The 17301-nt window shown below is 44.3% G+C and carries 13 protein-coding genes and 1 pseudogene; 2 read left to right on the top strand and 12 right to left on the bottom strand.

Annotated features, from left to right (window positions below):
- Nucleotides 1-63: 63 nt before the first annotated feature.
- The 3 genes from ppx to YK48G_RS07725 are packed head-to-tail and all read right to left on the bottom strand — an operon-like array spanning nt 64 to nt 4723.
- On the bottom strand, nt 64-1008 hold the full coding sequence (gene ppx / locus YK48G_RS07715) for an exopolyphosphatase (RefSeq protein WP_203630151.1): 945 nt from the start codon (nt 1006-1008) through the stop codon (nt 64-66).
- The gene (locus YK48G_RS07720) at nt 1008-3188 is read right to left on the bottom strand and encodes an RNA degradosome polyphosphate kinase (RefSeq protein WP_203630152.1); all 2181 of its coding nucleotides are present in this window, start codon (nt 3186-3188) and stop codon (nt 1008-1010) included. The genes ppx and YK48G_RS07720 overlap by 1 nt, the downstream gene beginning before the upstream one ends.
- A complete protein-coding gene (locus YK48G_RS07725; RefSeq protein WP_203630153.1) occupies nt 3185-4723 on the bottom strand; it encodes a Ppx/GppA phosphatase family protein in 1539 nt (512 codons plus the stop codon). The genes YK48G_RS07720 and YK48G_RS07725 overlap by 4 nt, the downstream gene beginning before the upstream one ends.
- Before the next feature lie 228 nt (nt 4724-4951).
- On the opposite strand from YK48G_RS07725, the gene YK48G_RS07730 reads away from it, so the two are divergent.
- Together YK48G_RS07730 and YK48G_RS07735 are read left to right on the top strand one after the other, a co-directional pair.
- Nucleotides 4952-5821: an aldo/keto reductase gene (locus YK48G_RS07730; RefSeq protein ID WP_203630154.1), complete on the top strand. Its 870-nt coding sequence runs from the start codon at nt 4952-4954 to the stop codon at nt 5819-5821.
- 311 nt (nt 5822-6132) lie between these two features.
- Nucleotides 6133-7971, top strand: a complete 1839-nt coding sequence (locus YK48G_RS07735; RefSeq protein WP_203630155.1) for a heavy metal translocating P-type ATPase — start codon at nt 6133-6135, stop codon at nt 7969-7971.
- Nucleotides 7972-8167: 196 nt separating this feature from the next.
- On the opposite strand, the gene arcC is transcribed toward YK48G_RS07735, so the two are convergent.
- The 9 genes and pseudogenes from arcC to rpiA form a co-directional block, all read right to left on the bottom strand.
- The gene (gene arcC, locus YK48G_RS07740) at nt 8168-9118 is read right to left on the bottom strand and encodes a carbamate kinase (protein ID WP_203630156.1); all 951 of its coding nucleotides are present in this window, start codon (nt 9116-9118) and stop codon (nt 8168-8170) included.
- 395 nt (nt 9119-9513) lie between these two features.
- A complete protein-coding gene (locus tag YK48G_RS07745) occupies nt 9514-10209 on the bottom strand; it encodes an ABC transporter ATP-binding protein (RefSeq protein ID WP_203630157.1) in 696 nt (231 codons plus the stop codon).
- A gap of 1 nt (nt 10210) precedes the next feature.
- Entirely contained in the window at nt 10211-11275 is a 1065-nt protein-coding gene (locus YK48G_RS07750; protein WP_203630158.1) for an ABC transporter permease, read from the bottom strand.
- Nucleotides 11275-11805 (bottom strand): TetR/AcrR family transcriptional regulator, encoded by a 531-nt coding sequence (locus tag YK48G_RS07755; protein ID WP_203630159.1) that lies wholly within the window; start codon nt 11803-11805, stop codon nt 11275-11277. Before YK48G_RS07755 ends, YK48G_RS07750 begins: the two co-directional genes overlap by 1 nt.
- A 243-nt stretch (nt 11806-12048) precedes the next feature.
- A complete protein-coding gene (locus YK48G_RS07760; protein WP_203630160.1) occupies nt 12049-13149 on the bottom strand; it encodes a hypothetical protein in 1101 nt (366 codons plus the stop codon).
- 288 nt (nt 13150-13437) lie between these two features.
- On the bottom strand, nt 13438-16005 hold the full coding sequence (locus YK48G_RS07765) for an ABC transporter permease (RefSeq protein ID WP_203630272.1): 2568 nt from the start codon (nt 16003-16005) through the stop codon (nt 13438-13440).
- Between the two features lie 265 nt (nt 16006-16270).
- Complete coding sequence (locus YK48G_RS07770; RefSeq protein WP_203630161.1) at nt 16271-16540, bottom strand: Txe/YoeB family addiction module toxin; 270 nt, start codon at nt 16538-16540, stop codon at nt 16271-16273.
- A complete protein-coding gene (locus YK48G_RS07775; RefSeq protein WP_203630162.1) occupies nt 16537-16800 on the bottom strand; it encodes a type II toxin-antitoxin system Phd/YefM family antitoxin in 264 nt (87 codons plus the stop codon). The genes YK48G_RS07770 and YK48G_RS07775 overlap by 4 nt, the downstream gene beginning before the upstream one ends.
- A 59-nt stretch (nt 16801-16859) precedes the next feature.
- Nucleotides 16860-17220: pseudogene (rpiA, locus tag YK48G_RS07780) on the bottom strand (ribose 5-phosphate isomerase A); the annotation flags it as partial.
- Between the last annotated feature and the right edge of the window lie 81 nt (nt 17221-17301).

Below are 17301 nucleotides of genomic sequence, written 5' to 3' on the forward strand. Positions count from 1 at the left end.
CGAAACGCCGATTTATTCGGCAGCTTCCAACCGTCTAGCTTTACTCATTTCAAGCTGGCCAACTCACTTCTTTGTCACCTCTGCTTGAATCATCTGATGCAGCCGTTCAAATAAGATGCCTTCTCTTAACCCGCTAGTCGAAAATATAATTCGGTCTGAATCCAAATAATTCATTAATAAGACCAGTGGGATTAACCCACCGACAATAATATCCGCCCGCGTTTTGCTAATTCCCGGAACCTTCTTTCGTTCCTCCAAATTTTCGCCAAGGATTCGTTGGAAAGTATCATTAACTTGATCGTCTCGTAATTGGTAACCGTGGATATCATCAGTATCTAGTAAATTATTATAACGGCGGTTAATTTTTGCCAACGTTCGATTACTCCCACCCAGACCAATGATCGGCAAATTCAAGCCGTTTTTCAACCACCAGACATTCTGAAAGAGCCGATCCACAAAAATGGTTGCCTTAAAGAACTCCTGAGCAGAAATTTCGTCTGATAATTCAAATTTAGATGACAGGGTTACCGAACCGACCGGAATACTGATTAAGTTATTGACCCGGCCATTTTGAACTAAGATCACTTCGGCACTGGCACCACCAGTATCGATAATGACACAGTTAACGGCCGGCAAAGTTTCACTAACTCCTACATAGTCATAATAGGCCTCCTGGGAGCCAGAGATAACTTCCAAATCAATCCCGATATCATTTTTGACCCGTTTCAAAAATTGTTTCTGATTGGTAGCCTGCCGGACCGCTGCGGTTGCGACAGCTTTTATCGTCAAGTTATCCAACTTTGAATAAACGTCCTTGAATCCCTGTAATGCAGTTAGCGTTCGGTCAATCGCATCCGGTTGGAGAATTTTTTCAACTCCCATGTTTTCCGACAACCGAACATACTCCTTCATTTGCGTCACGGTTTGATAAGTCGCATTCTTGCCAATCTGGCTAATGGTCATCCGAACGGAGTTGGAACCTAAATCAATCACAGCAAAATTTTCCATTATGAGTTCTCTCTCCCATCTTCATCGTCATTGAATGGATCAGGTTGATTTTGAGGGCTCAACATCGGCTGAAACTGGGCACCGGTTGTTTTCCGGTGAGTGTTTTGCTGAGCATCTGCAAGTTTGGTTGCTTGGGCCGCAAAGTATTCTTGAGAATCCAAAGGCGCTCGACCGCGGCGATCAACACGTTTATAGATCCCATCCTTATCCAAATTCCGAGTCTTGACGTTATCAGTCCACATCGTGTGATAAATTGCAATCACCCGTTTTGCTAAGTCGGGCTGCAATACTGGAAACAGCTGCTCAACCCGGCGATTCAAATTCCGGGTCATCAAGTCAGCACTCGACAAGTAAACTTGTTGTTCACCGTCAAAATCAAATAAATAAATTCGGCTGTGTTCAAGGAAACGGCCAACAATTGAATGAACGGTAATATTTTCGCTGACTGCTTTAATACCTGTTTTGAGGCAACAGATTCCCCTCACAATCAAGTCGATCTTAACCCCGGCTGCCGATGCCTCGTATAACTTGGCAATCATGTCTTGATCAGACAGTGAGTTCATCTTCATTTGCACGTGAACCGGCTGTCCAGCCTTGGCGGCCTTAATTGCTTCATTCAACCGATCAGTAATAAAATCACGAATCCCTTTGGGCGAAATGTGTAGTTGATGAAAGTATGGTGGTCGTGAGTATCCCGACAACATGTTAAAAATATTGGTAACATCAATGCCAATATCGTTATTGCAAGTTAATAATCCTAAATCGGTATAAAAGTGGGCGGTCACGTCGTTGTAGTTCCCGGTGCCCATGTGAATATAACGACGGATACCATTTTCTTCCCGCCGAACAACCAACGAAAGCTTTGAGTGCGTCTTTAGGCCAACCAAGCCATAAATGACGTGGCAGCCCATTTTTTCGAGTTGACGGGCCCAATGAACGTTATTTTCTTCGTCAAAACGGGCTTTGACCTCAACCAAAACCGTTACCTGCTTACCATTTTGCGCAGCCCGGCCCAAATACTTGATAATGGGTGAATCACCAGATACCCGATAAAGGGTCATCTTGATGGCTAATACTTCGTTATCAATTGACGCTTGGCGAATAAATTCTACGACGGAATCAAACTTATCGTATGGGTGCTGCATCAGCCAATCATGCTGTTTGATGGCATCGAAAATATTATGATCCGAATCCAAAGCTGCCGGTTGATATGCTTTAAACGGTGCATACTTCAAGTCGTCATGGCCAACTGTTGCACTGGCCAACTTATTCAAGAACGTCAAATCAATCGGCCCATTCACTTCATAAACGGAGTCTTCGTCAGTCGCTAACTCCCTGACCAAGCGCTTGCGTAACTTTTTGCTAATACTTGAATCCACTTCTAATCGGATCACTTGGCCATGCTCACGCAACTTTAGCTGTTGCTGAACTTTTTTTAGCAGATCGGACGTATCCTCTTCGGCAACATCCAAGTCCATATCCCGAATTACCCGAAACATGGTGACTTCTTTGATGTCGTAATTAATAAAGAGTTGACTGACAAACCGCTTGATAATGTCTTCAATCAAGATAAAATCATTTTGGCCGTCCGGGAGCCGAACCACCCGCGGAAAAATACTTGGCACCTGTAAGGTCGCGTACAAGTTCTTCCCATTCACATCATCATTTTTAGTGATTCGCAGGGCTAAATTCAAAGAATCATTACTGATAAATGGAAACGGCCGCGAACTGTCATCAGCCATTGGGGTTAAAACCGGGTACAATTCATCATGAAAATAGCCTTTAATAAATTGAAACTGATGGTCGCTTAACTCATCGACTGATAACAACCGGATACCGACTTGATTAATAGCCGGCAGCAGCGATCGGTTTAACGTACTATATTGCTTAACCAACATATCGTGGGCTTTATCATTAACCGCCTTTAATTGTTGTGCCGGTGTTAGTCCGGAAGCATCGGTCCCTTCATACTTAACCTCAGTCAATTTGGCCAGCGATGCCACTCGCACCATAAAAAATTCATCTAAATTGCTCTGGGTAATTCCTAGAAACTTGACCCGCTCCAGCAGTGGGTTGGCTTTATCCCGGGCTTCATCTAAGACCCGGTAATTAAAGTCCAGCCAACTGAGTTCACGGTTCGTGTAATAATTTGGATCCTTAAAATCGATTTTAGAACTCATTTTGCTTTCACGCCCCTTTGCTTCAATTCTGCTCTAAATCCATACGCTTCAGTAAAGAATTGACTTTTTGAATTGAATATCCAATTTTCATAAGCGAGACTAGCGTTACTAAAGACGGTAATAATCACTTTAGGCGCCTTGATGGAAACCGAAATCTTTTTGATTTTTTGCTGCCGGTCGTCGTCTAAAGCATCAGCCAGACGCAAAATTGCCGCTAGTTTGGAAATCAAGCGCCGATTTTCTGCTGAGATGTGCTGAAAGTGACTTAAATCTTCGCTTGGTGTCGTTGAGCTATGATATCTGGCAATGGCCGCAATGGTTCGGCGTTCAATATCTGACAAGCCAATAATGTCAGAGTGCTGAATGATATATTCCGAATGCAAATAGTGTTCATGAATGCCAATATAATTACCCACGTCATGCAAAATTGCCGCCACCTGCAGCAAGACCCGCTCCCGGTTACCCAATTGATGCAGTGGCTTCAACTGATCAAACAGGTGCAGCGCAAACTTAGTAACCAACTGTTGGTGGACTGGTTCCACCCCATAATGTTCGGCCAGGTTATTTGCCATAATGATCGTTTGGGGGACAAAGTTACGATTGGAATAGCCTTCAATCACGGCTTCATTATTGACCAGACCATCAACCACATTAGAAGTTGAAAAGCCAATCTCCTTTGCGTTGGTTACTCGAATAATGCGGCGAATCAATAACAGTTCCGGTAAAATGAGCGGTACATATTCTTCGTCAACCTGTAATTCCTCAATGACGTATTGATCCGAGGCATCGACTAACTTATCAATTAACTCGTTAAATTCATCAACCGTTAGATTTTTCTGCGGATCCCCCAAGTAATTATCAATCATCCGTTTGAGCGGCAAAGTGCCCAATAAAATAATTTTACTGGCAGCCGCGTCTTGCACAACGCTAGAAGGGTTGCCAATATAAAAGTCATTTAATTTACTATCAATGTAGTCGTTCAACAACCCAATTGAATTGGGGGCCGTCTGTCGCAGGCTTTGTAAGTCCTCGGCAATTTTAATTGGTCCCAACGCAAAGTTGGTCGATGACACAAATTGACTCCCATCAAATTCGGTGATGGCTGTATTGCCCGAAGTGACACCCACCAAAAAGGTCGTCCGCTGGGCCGTTTTTTCTTGACCCAATTTCATTGAAACCTTCTGATTCCGATAATAGGTTTCTTCACTTGTTGACAGCCATTGAACCGTCAACCCAGTATGAAGAAATAATTGGTCAGCAATAAAATCGGCGTTAATTGCTTCCGATAATGCCTGGCTTCCCCAAAGCTTATAATTAGTCACCCCATAATCATTTAAAATTTGGACAAACCCAGTTAACGCCTCAGAAACGCGTTCAACCGAATCAAAGCTCACTGGTTTATCTTGATAGACATCATCACCAAGGTTAATGTCTTTTTTTACCCGCTCTAAGGGTTTGGAATTCTTTAAATTCACAATCAACAACTCCAACCCCGAGACGCTTACAACAATTGCTCCAAAGTATTTGCCTGCCATTTTAATCATCCTCTGCACGCTTTACCACGGTTGTGGGGCCGCCTAATTAATATTATGATCAAAACAAGTATACAATATTTCTAATGGCTGGGTTGGATATCTGGACCGAGATTTTGCAATTCACAAAAATTTTACAATTTAGGGGCGTTTTAAATTTAAATCGAGTCAAAATCCGATTATAATATTTTTGGACCCACGGATATATCTTAAATGAAAGAAGTGGCAGTAATGGCAGAATTAAACGCAGCAAATGCGGGTACTTATCAGTTTGACGATCAGTTCAAGATTAATCGTTTAGGTTATGGAACAATGCAACTCACCGGTCCGGGAACTTGGGGACCGTACAAAGATCCGCAGCAAGCGGTTAGCGTTGTTAAACGGGCGACTGAACTTGGCATTAATTTCTTTGACACTGCCGATTCTTATGGCCCATGGTTTGCCGATCGTTACTTGGCTGCAGGCTTGAAGCAAGCAGCTAATCGTGATCAAATTTTTATTTCCGATAAGGTTGGTCAGACTCGCCAAGGCCCTAGTCAATGGACTCCCCATGGCGAACCCGGTTATTTGCGTCAGCAAGTCGAAGTGTCGCTGATGACTTTAGGCCTTGACCATGAAGACCTGCTGTTCTTGCATCGAATTGATTCCCACTTCCCAATTGCCGATCAAGTTGGTGAACTTAAGAAATTACAAGATGAGGGTAAGATTAAGCACATTGGCTTGAGCCAAGTTAGCGTCGATGAAATTAAGGAAGCCCAAAAGTACGCTCAAATTGATGCAGTTGAAAACCTTTATAACGTTGCCAACCACAAAGATGACGACGTGGTTGATTACTGTGAAGCCAATCACTTAGCCTTTGTCCCGTGGTTCCCATTGAACACGGGTAAATTAGTTGGTCAAGGAAGCCCATTGAGTGCAATTGCCAAAAAGAACAACGTTTCAGAAGCGCAAATTGCCTTGGCATGGCTCCTAAAGCGCTCACCGAATATTTTACCAATTCCAGGTACCAGTTCAATCCAACATCTAGAAGATAACGTCGCTGCAGCTAATGTCAGCTTGAGTGACGACGACTTTGATCAATTAAGCCACTTAGCTGAATAACTAATTGAGCGTTCATTTTTCGGCAATTTGCCGGCAGTTAAAAAAATCCCAAGCATTCTAGAATCACTTCAGAATGGTTGGGATTTTTCATTTTTGAACGGAAAAGGCCCCAAATATTAGCAGAACCAACCGTAATCGTTGTTGCTTCAATTCAAATATTGTGAATAGCTAACCTCGGCCGGCAGTCTCAACACTATTTTTTACCGCGATTACCAATAGAATCCCTTCCTGCTAATCACAAGCCACTAATTAGACTTGCTAGTTTAGAATTGTTATAATCTAGATATAAATAAGGGAATGGAGGCCTTACCATGAATAAACTCACAAATTACATGCGATTAATTGGTGTCCTCGTTGTCGGCCTAATCGCGCTTATTTTAGAATTTGCCCTCAACTTACCGCTATATGCCCAAATTGTTATTTCAACAATTGGTTCGCTAATCGCACTGTTGATGTTCATCGACATGGTGAAGACCTTGCGTTCTGGTAAATTTGGCGTTGATTTATTAGCGATTACGGCGGTGATTGCCACAATTGCTGTTGGCGAGTACTGGGCCGCCTTGATTGTGCTGTTGATGTTAACGGGCGGTGATGCGCTAGAAGACTATGCCGCCAATAAAGCGAATTCCGAATTACAGTCACTATTAGAGAACTCGCCCCAGTCTGCCCATTTAGTTCAAACTGACCAAATTGTCGAAGTCAAAATCGATCTTGTAAAAGTTGGCGATCGACTTCTGGTTAAACCGGGGGAAGTGGTTCCCGTCGACGGCACCATTACTGAAGGCACCACCACCATCGACGAGGCATCCTTAACTGGTGAATCCCGCCCAATCGATAAAACGGTTGGCGGAAACGTGATGTCTGGGGCAGTTAACGGTGATCATTCGTTTACAATGATTGCTGATAAAACCGCCGATGATAGTCAATATCAAAACATCATCCGGCTGGTCAAACAAGCAGAAAGCACGCCTGCTCATTTCGTTCGGATGGCTGATCGCTACGCAGTTCCATTTACCTTATTAGCATATGTCATTGCTGGAGTAGCTTGGTATCTTGCTAAAGATCCGGTTCGGTTTGCGGAGGTCTTAGTAGTGGCTTCCCCATGTCCGTTAATCCTAGCCGCCCCCATTGCGTTAGTTTCTGGGATGAGCCGGGCGAGTCGAAACGGGATTATCGTCAAGAGCGGGACGATCATTGAAAAGCTTGCCAACGCTAAAACCTTCGCATTTGATAAAACCGGTACGATTACGCGCGGCCATTTAACAGTTAGCGATGTTTTTGCAACGGCCGGTTACACAAAGCAAGCCGTCCTATCACTAGCAGCCGGGGCAGAACAGCAATCCAGCCACATTTTGGCGCGTTCGCTGGTTGCCGCAATCCCAGACCGAATTCCAGCGGCAATTAACGTCAAAGAAACGACTGCTCAAGGGGTTCAAGCAATTATTGATGATCACTTAGTTAAGGTCGGCAAGCCGGCTTTTGTGTCAGCTGATCCAATTAAACCAGTCGATAAAACGGCGGTTTACGTGTCCGTCGATGGTACTTACGTCGGCTACGTATCATTTGAAGATGAGCTGCGGCCGGAAGCCAAAACCGTCATGGACGACCTCCACCAAATGGGAGTTGCCCAAATCATGATGATTTCCGGTGACCGTCAGGCGATTGCCGCCGAGATCGCGGATCGAGTTGGCATTGATAAGGTTTTTGCCGAACGATTACCACAAGAAAAAATTGATGTGATTAAAACCGTTAATAAAAAAATGCGGCCAGTCGTCATGGTTGGCGACGGGGTTAATGACGCCCCTTCATTGGCAATGGCTGACGCCGGAATTGCTATGGGAGCCCATGGTGCAACGGCCGCCAGTGAATCTGCCGATGCGGTCGTGTTAAAAGATGATCTTAGTCTTGTCAGTAAAGCGGTTGATATTTCGAAAGGTACCATGGTAGTAGCTAAGGAAGCTGTTTTAATCGGCATTGCAATTTGTACAATTCTAATGTTGATTGCCAGTTTCGGCGTGATCCCTGCTATTATTGGGGCATTGTTCCAAGAGGTCGTCGACACCGTTACCATTCTTTGGGCATTGCGGGCAAGAAGCGACAAACGAACGGTGCGGGAGAAGAATCCACGGCGGACGCAAGTATTGAGTTAATATAATAAAAGCAAGGGTGGGGCGAATCTTGCTTTCCACTCGTAATTGTAGCTTAGACCTCCATATTTGGATTGAAGCTGTAACCAACAACAGCTTTCATCATTTAGCAAAGAGTGCCAACCATCCCTATGTCTGGAATGGTTGGCACTCTTTATTGAATGATGGAATCAAACCGCTGTCTGTCCCAGTCTATTTTCTAAGCCGTTACTTCTTGTTTCACAATCGTAGTTCCCTCAGTCCCGGCAATAATCTCTTTCACGTCTTCTAGGTCGCCGATCACCGCTGGATTTCCTGTATGGTTAACAAAGTCAACTGCCGCTTTTACCTTTGGCATCATGCTGCCCTTGCTGAACTCGTTGGCATCAATGTGAGTTTGGAGTTCAGCAACGTCAACTTGTGAGAGTTCTACTTGATCCGGCTTGCCATAGTTGTAGAAAATCCCGCCGCCAGAAGTTAGGATAATCAACTTGTCAGCGTCAATTAGTTGGGCAATCTTAGAAGCACTGAAGTCCTTGTCGATCACTGCTTCTTTGCCGATTAATTGGTTGCCTTTTTTCACAACCGGGATGCCGCCACCACCGGAAACGATCGGAATAATCCCGGCGTCAACGACTTGCTTAATTGCCCGATATTCATTAATCTCTAGCGGCTTCGGGGATGGTACTACTCGTCGGTAGCCCCGACCAGCATCCTCAACAATTTTCCAATCCGGGTGCTGGGCTTTTAATTCAGCAACCTCGCTTTCTTTATAGAATGGACCAATTGGCTTGGACGGGTTATCAAAAGCGTCATCGTCTTCGGCGACAATCGTTTGGGTGATAATTGAGATAACGTCCTTATCAATCCCATTTTCTAACAATTCTTGTTTCATTGCGTTTTGGAACCAATAACCAATACTGCCCTCAGTCATTGCCCCGCAGGTATCTAGTGGCATTGCCGGATTGGCTTGGCTATCAGCGGCTAATTGTTGCAAAAGCAAATTACCAACTTGTGGACCATTCCCATGGGTGATAATGAGCTGGTCACCGTTCTTAATGAAGTTAACCAATTCTTTAGCCGTCTTTTGAACAGCTTTCATTTGAGCCTCGGCTGATGCATCCTTTGATAAAATGGCGTTGCCGCCAAGTGCGACTACAATTTTTGACATATCCATATTCCTCCTAGTGAGCGGGGAGAAGAAGTTAGAAACCGCCAAGCAGGACGGTCATTTTACGGCCACCAAGCTAGGGTTCTTACCAAAACGACCCCACTCAAATTTTTCATTGCAGCGGTCGGAGAGGTTGCGGGCTGATCGATTCAATCAACTCACTGAGGCCAACCGTTATTTGCTGGCATCATTATATCAACAAACTTATGGTTTAAATAATTTAAGCTCTCGGAAAACGCTTACAAAGAGAATTATACCAGATTACCAACTGCCAGCAAGGATAATCTCCATCAACTGACTAGCTCATGCTCAATCATGAGAACTTTTTAATTTCAAAACCGCATCAAAAAAGAGCAACCCGCATCTGTTGCTCTCACATTATATTTCAATTAAGGCTATTCAGCCGCCGCTTTTGTCACCGACGTTTCTGTCATTTTCCCGTCCATGATTCGATACGCTTTATCTGCAAACTGCATCAACCGGGTGTCGTGGGTCACCACAACAACCGCTTTATCCCGGGTTTCGGCAAGCTCTTTAAATAGTTTGCCGACTTCGGCAACCCGGGCGCTATCCAAGGCAGCCGTCGGTTCGTCAGCTAAAACAATATCCGGGTTGGCAAATAATGCTCGGGCGATCGCAACTCGTTGCGTTTGGCCGCCAGAAAGCTCACCGGGAAATTTATTGGTCAACTGTTCGATTCCCAACTGTTTAAGCAACCCTGCCAGTTCTGCTTCGTTCAAGTTCCCCTGGCGTTTGACTTTATTTACAAAAGTGAATTGTTCCTTAACCTTCAAATACGGTACCAAGCTATAAGACTGCAAGACAAACCCAATTTGATTCAACCTTAATTTGTCTCGTTGGGCAGTAGATAATTGAGCAATTGGTTTGCCCTCAACAATGACTTCGCCAGACGTTGGCGTTTGCAGGCCCCCAGCAATGGTTAAAAAGGTACTCTTTCCAGATCCTGACGGGCCAACTACTAGGATTAACTCACCACGGTTGGCAGAGAAATTAACATCATGGAGAACATGAACTTTACTGATTCCAGAACCAAAGTACTTATTGATGTTTTTTAATTCAATAACTGACATATTAACCTCCTATGACTTTAACGGGATCAACGGTTGCAATCTTCTGAGCTGGTATAGCCGATCCAATGAAGCCCATGATCAACAATCCAATCGAAATCCACGTCAAAACGGGAATATTAAACGACATCGGCACGCCAATCGGAATGATGCTGGCTGTAGCTGCCGTGAGGGCTGCACCAATAACTAGGCCTGCCACCATCAGGATTAACGATTGACTAGTAACTGTCGCAACCAAAGTTCGTGCTGGGATGCCCTGGGCTCGCAAAACGGCATATATCGGTAACGCCTGCATCGTCAAAATGTACAAGAAGACGGCAATAATAATGAGCGAAATGATCATGAGAAACCCGATCATAAAGCCAAAAGTCGTATTTTGGGCTGAATATCCCGGCAGTTTGGAAATGAAGGATGAAATCGAATAGGTTTTTAGATGTGAATTTTTAGCATGGTATTTAGCCGTTTTAGACACAATGGCACTGCCGACAACTTTGACGTTCATCATTCCCCGTAAGGATTGCCAAGTTGAGACGGTTCCGTAAATAATTGGTGAAATATTAATTTTAGCGTTCTTGGTAAAGCCAACAATTTGATAGCTATCATTTGATGAATTTAGCGTAATCTTGTCACCTAGGCGGTAACCTTCATCCTTAAACTTTTGATCAACAACCACTTCATGACTGCTACGAGCTTTTCGGCCCGATGAGACTTTCAAATCCTTCAGCACAAATTGGTTACGCTTTGCGCCAATAAAAGTAGCTGAAACCTTCGCGCGCTTCTTATCTTTGGCAACCACCGGCGTTGAGCCAATTACCGCTTGCTTTGACGTTAATTTGGCGTTTTTAGCTTGATCACTAGTAATCACCGATTGGCTTAGATTAATATTCGAATCTTTATTCAAAACAATACTTTTGGCATCCCAGGAATCAATTGCCTGCGTATTTTCACCAGCTAGCCCAAATGCTAAACCGGTTAGAATAAATATCAAGTACGCAATCAAGACGATCATCGAAATAATGAGGCCATACCGTAATTTTTCGTGACGAATTTCCTTTAAGGCTAAATACATTAGTTGTGCCCCTTTCCTGCTAATAAATTCAATGCTTCACTAAACTTGTGCAGAATCATTGCTTGGTCGTTAGGCTGAATCAAAATTTGTTTAATGACTTCGTGGCTTAAAATCATAGCCGCCCATTCTCGACTACTCAATTTTGAAGCTTGACTACCACCTTGATCACCTACTAACGACTCGTTTCTAGTCAGATGCATCTCAATCAATTTTCGATAACGACTATTCATCACGCCATCGACAAACGCCTTAACTTGGTCAAGATAAAAAGTTGGAACAAACTTGCCGTCGCGCACCTCTTGGGTGATGGCCATGTGGATATTTTTCATTGCAACGCCATACATATAGTGGTAGGCATCGGTTAAATCATCGAAGTATTTGTAAAAAGCTCCCCGGGCAATCCCGGCTTCTTTGACAATCGGCGCAACCTGCGCTTCGGCTAACGGGTGAGTGCTAAACTCATTGACCAACGCTTCTTGGATTTTCAATTGTTTTTCATGGTTCAAATTTAAAAACGTGGTTGAAACCATTTGTAAGTCCTCCTAAGTGACATCGTGTCATTTTTTACAAGTATACATGCTTGGTGACACTGTGTCAACATTTTGCTCAAAAAGGGTGGGAAAAACTTGATTTCCACCCATACTTGCAACTTAGATCGCCAACCATATTGGGTAAAAAGTTGCGACGGCGGCCGGGAACACTTAGCCAATTTGGCAAACAGTCGGCCTTCTCTTAGTATCCTAAAAATCGGCTAGGGCTTAATTCTCGGTTAATTAGTAAGCGCGATTTGCCTGAAGCACTTCTGGGCAGTGGTTCACTAACAGATTGCCACGGGAGGTACCATCGTAGGCAATCCCCTCGAACTCTCGCTTAGGACCAAAGCGGGACCATTCAAAGCTGCGGTTAGTTAAATGACCACGGCCACGTAAACCTTTGGCTGGAAAACTGGCAATCGACGCGTCTGATAACAATAATAGCCGCTTGCGGACCGGATTATAGCCGATGCTCTGAATTCGCGTCCCTGGCACCCGTTTAAGGACTTGATGGGTCAGTCGGAATCTAACTGATCGTTTGTGGATTCTACCTTTAAAAATGTAGGCGCCCCAGCCAGGAAACGTCCAGAAATAAGCATTGCCGGCGTGGTCAAACGTGAGGTTATGGCCACCGGGAACGCGCGTACCATGGCTGCGCAGTGAAAACCGAATTGCATGATCAGGCCGCAGGGTTTCGGCATTAATGTGTTGGATATACCCCCAGTAATTGATTGGAATCCGCGGCGCTTTTTCCTTATCCCGCCACATGTATAAACCATGATTTTTCCAATTATAGGCTAACGACTGGCCGTGGCCGGTTGTAAACAGCGGCCCCACCTTAATCGCTCGTTGCAATTTTTTCTGCAAACGACTGTATTTGTGATGATGCTTGACGTACACATCCCGTAATTCTGCAGGATGCAAACGAACACCCATTGAATCCATTTTTTTCGTGTCAAAGCGCACAATTCGCCCACGATTTTTAAACTTGGTCGGGCAATAAACGATGTACATGTATTTCTTGTGCGTCATGGCAATCGACTGTGGGTTACCCCAATGCTGGCCATTTTTGCCCGGCAGCGGCAGAATGTAACGGGTCGTAAAAGTGACTCTCTTCCCCTTTATCGCCTTAATTTGATGCCTTTTGGAAACATCAACTACATGATCGTATTTCTTAGGAACTTTAACATAATGCACTTTTTTGTTATATAAGTTTCGCAGACGCCCCCGATAAAGTGCCGAAGATTTTTGGTGGTAAACTTTGAACTTAGCGTGGGCAACCATCGGGGCTGACAGCGCCATTGCCAAGATAAAACACAGCAAGACTTTGATTCCCTTCATTGATCGAATCCCCCCAGATAATGATTGCTAAATTTACAAAAATAACCTAGTAGTTATATGTTAATTCTTTCATAACTGAATGTAAATTTTTACGCATCAGTAGTTATCAGGCTGAGTTGAAGGATTTAACAAAGCAGCTGTAAACATCCAATGGATTACAATTTGCTAAAAAATGGCATCAACCTCCGATGTGAGATTGACGCCATTCGTAAATAATCAGGAAAATCATTTAATAATTGATCACCCGTTTAACCTAATTAGCCTCAGTTTGAAAAAGAAACTAGCCAATCATTCCGCTGCTGCCAGTGAATCCAACATCTCGATGTGCTTGAGCTTGTAATGAGTAATGATGCCAATTGCTAAGCTAAACGCCATTGTAAGCAACGCCGACCATAGATAGCCAGGATAATGGATTGTGAGTGGGAACAGAATACTGCCGGTCTGGGCCTTAATCATAATAAAGTGATGGAGGATAATGCCAACGCCCCAACCGAAAAGGATCCCCAACAGTGTCAAGATAACATTTTCCCTGGCAACATAGGCGGTCACCTCATTATCGTAGAAACCCAACACCTTAATTGTTGATAATTCTCGTAAGCGCTCTGAGATATTGACGTTAGTCAGGTTATAGAGTACGACTAGGCCCAGCGCACCAGATAACGCAATAAAGATGAGAACCACTGAGCTTAGGCCACCCGTTGCCAAAGAGCTGCCGGAATAGCGCGGATAGGTGACATTTAAGACGCCACTTTGTTTTAATAAGCGCTGATTGGTGTCATGGCGGGCGGCCGCGCTAGTGCTTTTCACTCTGATCAGTCGAGAAGTTGGCTGATAGCTTTTGCCGGTGATCTTTCGGTAATAACTCGGCGTTAGATACAGGTAATGACCAGCGTAATTTTTGGTCACAGCAGCAACTTTTGCCTTAACCAATTGATTACCGATCTTGACAGTCAATTGACCGCTACGATGCACATTCATATCCGTAGCCAATTTTTCGGTAATCACAACCCCACTATTAGTTAGTCGCTCAGGTTGACCATTATTAGGGTTCTTCAAGGTCACGTAACGACTGAACTTCTTGGTGGTCGCCGGCACCATCATTGTTACCGTGGCATTGCGTTTGGTCCCTTTAGTTGGCGAAGTCGTCACAGATTTAACCAGTGCCGATTGCTGGGAGTGGATATTTCGATCCTGAATTTGGTGATCAGCATCAGCCAACGTCACAATCCCCTGATAATGCTGGACTTGACTAAACTGGTCCGGCAATAAATCATTCACCGAATTACGAATGCCAAAGCCAGCTAGCATCAGACCCGTACAGCCGGCAATTCCGACAATCGTCATGATCATCCGGCCCTTATATCGAAATAAGTTGCGGTAGCTGACCTTTTGATTAAAACTCAGCCGACGCCAAAGTGGCTTAATCCGTTCAAGTAAAATTCGCTTGCCGGCTTTCGGCGCCCGCTGCCGCATTAGTTCAGTTGGTTTTTCCCGTAAATTCACAATTAAGACCACGATCGCGCTGCCGAGGGTCGCAACCAATCCGGCAATGACCGTTTCTATCAAGTAAGCCCACGGTATCACGCTTTGGTATTGAGTGAGGTTGTTATTGCTGAGCATGCTAAAGATAAACCGGGGCAAGGTTAACATCCCCGCAATGCCGCCAATAACGGCGCCAAGCAAGCCGGCCAGCAATGAATAAATGATGTACTTGAGTGAAATAACCCCTTTCGTGTACCCAAGGGCTCGCATCAGACCAATCTCCCGTCGATTTTTTTCAATCATCCGTGAAATCGTGGTAAAGGTGATCAGCACGGCGATAAACAGGAAAAATCCGGGGAAAATCACCGCGATGGCCGCGATACTTTGCGATTCATCAAAGTAATCTTGATAGCCCACGTTAGTTGTCCGATCATTATATAGGTAGGTCGGTACTGGTGTTTTGAGGAGCTGTTTTTTGGCGGTCGTCACCCTTTGGCGGCCAGCTTGCACTTTGACCGAAGCCGTTTTTAATCGGGCGGTTTGACCGGCAGCCGGCACTTGACTCAGCTGGGCCGCTCGTCGATTTAACCGGTCTAACTGCGAATTAATCTTTTTTAACGCTGGCTGAATGAGTTCAAGGCGTCGTTGTCGGGGCCGACCATTCAGCCGGTTCTCCAACCGCGTTTGATCAGCCTGAACCTGTCGATTATACCGATCAGTCCCGGCAGTCAGGTTAGCCGTGTTTTTAAACGTCATGGCAATCGTTGCGTACGTGGCTTGGTTAAATGCCTGTTGGGGGGCGTAAGCAAAGTACGTCACTTCGCCACTGCCCAAATTAGTCGTCCCCCGGTCAGTTGAGCTGACAAATAGCGGTGAATTAACGAAGCCAACAATTCGGTAGGCTTGATTCTTTAACCCACTCGTTTTAGGCACCCGATAGGTTTCACCCAACCGATACCCCTTGCGTTTAGCTAATTGGTCCAAGACGATTTGATGCTGGCTTCTTGGGAGATGTCCTGAAACGAGCTTGAGGCGATTGAGTTCAGCGGTGCGGCTAAACGAATAAACCGAAACCACTTCGTTTTGTGCTTTTTTGACAGTCACCATGTGAGTCGCTTCGGCGGTTTTAACCCCCGGCGCCTGTTTGACAAGTTTGAGATCCTGCTTGGTTAACCCCATCGTGGAGACGAGGTTAAGGTCGCCCAAGTGATACCGGTTAAAGTAATTGGCCGCCGAATGATCCAGATCTGGCCCAGTAGCCCGGATCCCTACGTAGAGAAGCGAGCCCAGTAAAATAATCAGGACAATTGAAATGAACTTGCCCCAAGAATATGTAATTTCGCGCATCGTTGCTTTAAAATAGGTCGTATTCATGTTCGTCACCGTCACCCATCATCATTAAAACTCACCTGTCTTATTTGGTCTATACGTTGAGTTTATACTATTTGGCGGGATAACGAAACATGGACGAGAATAATTAAGCATCAAAATCGGCATGCTGAATAGAGATTGAATCAAAATCAAATGAACAGACCAATCCATCCCAAAAGGCCAATCCTTCCAAGCTCAGGAACGATTGGCCTTTTCATCAAATTTTGGGATCAAAGAGAATCCAACTTCATGATTTTCACTTTCGGCGTTAGTGAGCGTCATAGTGAGTCCAGGCAGCAAATATCTTAACAACGTGATTGACGCCATCAACCTTATAAATCACTCTATGTTGCTCATTAATTCTTCGAGAGTAGAACCCATTATGATATGGTTGTAGTTTCTCAAAAGACTGGGTAGGTTGGTAAGGATCTGATTTTAGAGCAGAAATGATCTCCAAAAAACTATCTTTTAAGTGTGACCGGTTGATCTTTTTTAAATCCGCTTTTGCTGAGGAATTGATTTTAATTCGATAACTCATAGATTATCCCAATCAATATCATCAACATCAATGAATGTTTGATCATCTTTTTCTCGTTGACGGGCAACTGGTAATTCACCAGTAGCTTCAAGATAAATTGTCTCAGCCATTGAGTCCCAATCTTTTTTTGAAACAAGCACCGCAGCTTCATCTTCGTTGCCATTTGCCGGCGTAATTATCACCGGCTTTTTTTGTATGTTAACGTCTTTGATTAGCTGGAAAAAATTTTTTCGTGCCTTAGTTGGTGTGTAATTTTCCATATTGATCACCTCATTATGATTATAACGTACCATGGTACGGTACACAACAAAAAAGAGCCCAACCACATATTTCGATTGGAATTAATTGCCACAATTTTTTCCCACAGGTGAGCGCCACCGCCACCTTTAATTCCTTGGCAATTCTGATCAATTTGGTCGGCGCCATCAATCGTCCAATCGATACGGTCAACTTCATCAATTCCTTTTGTTGTAATACCTAGATCGTTAGCTTGCTTTTTCGTACGTTCTGAAGTGGGAACTCCGACAATTGAGAAACCTTTTTTATTTAACGTGTTCTCCCAATGCATCCACCATAAATCTGACGGTCAAACCCGTTCCTAAGCCAACAACTGTTTGATCTTCAATAAATTCAACAGCAGCTTGTCCAACTAATTTTTTCAGTTCATCTTGATGAGTCATCTATATGACCTCTCTTTTTGTGATTTCGTACAAAAGGAGCCAAGACAAATTGTACTGAATACGATTCGCCTTAGCTCCTAC

Origin of the sequence: Lentilactobacillus fungorum (genome assembly GCF_016860605.1) — a bacterium.
GTDB classification, from domain to species: Bacteria; Bacillota; Bacilli; order Lactobacillales; family Lactobacillaceae; genus Lentilactobacillus; species Lentilactobacillus fungorum.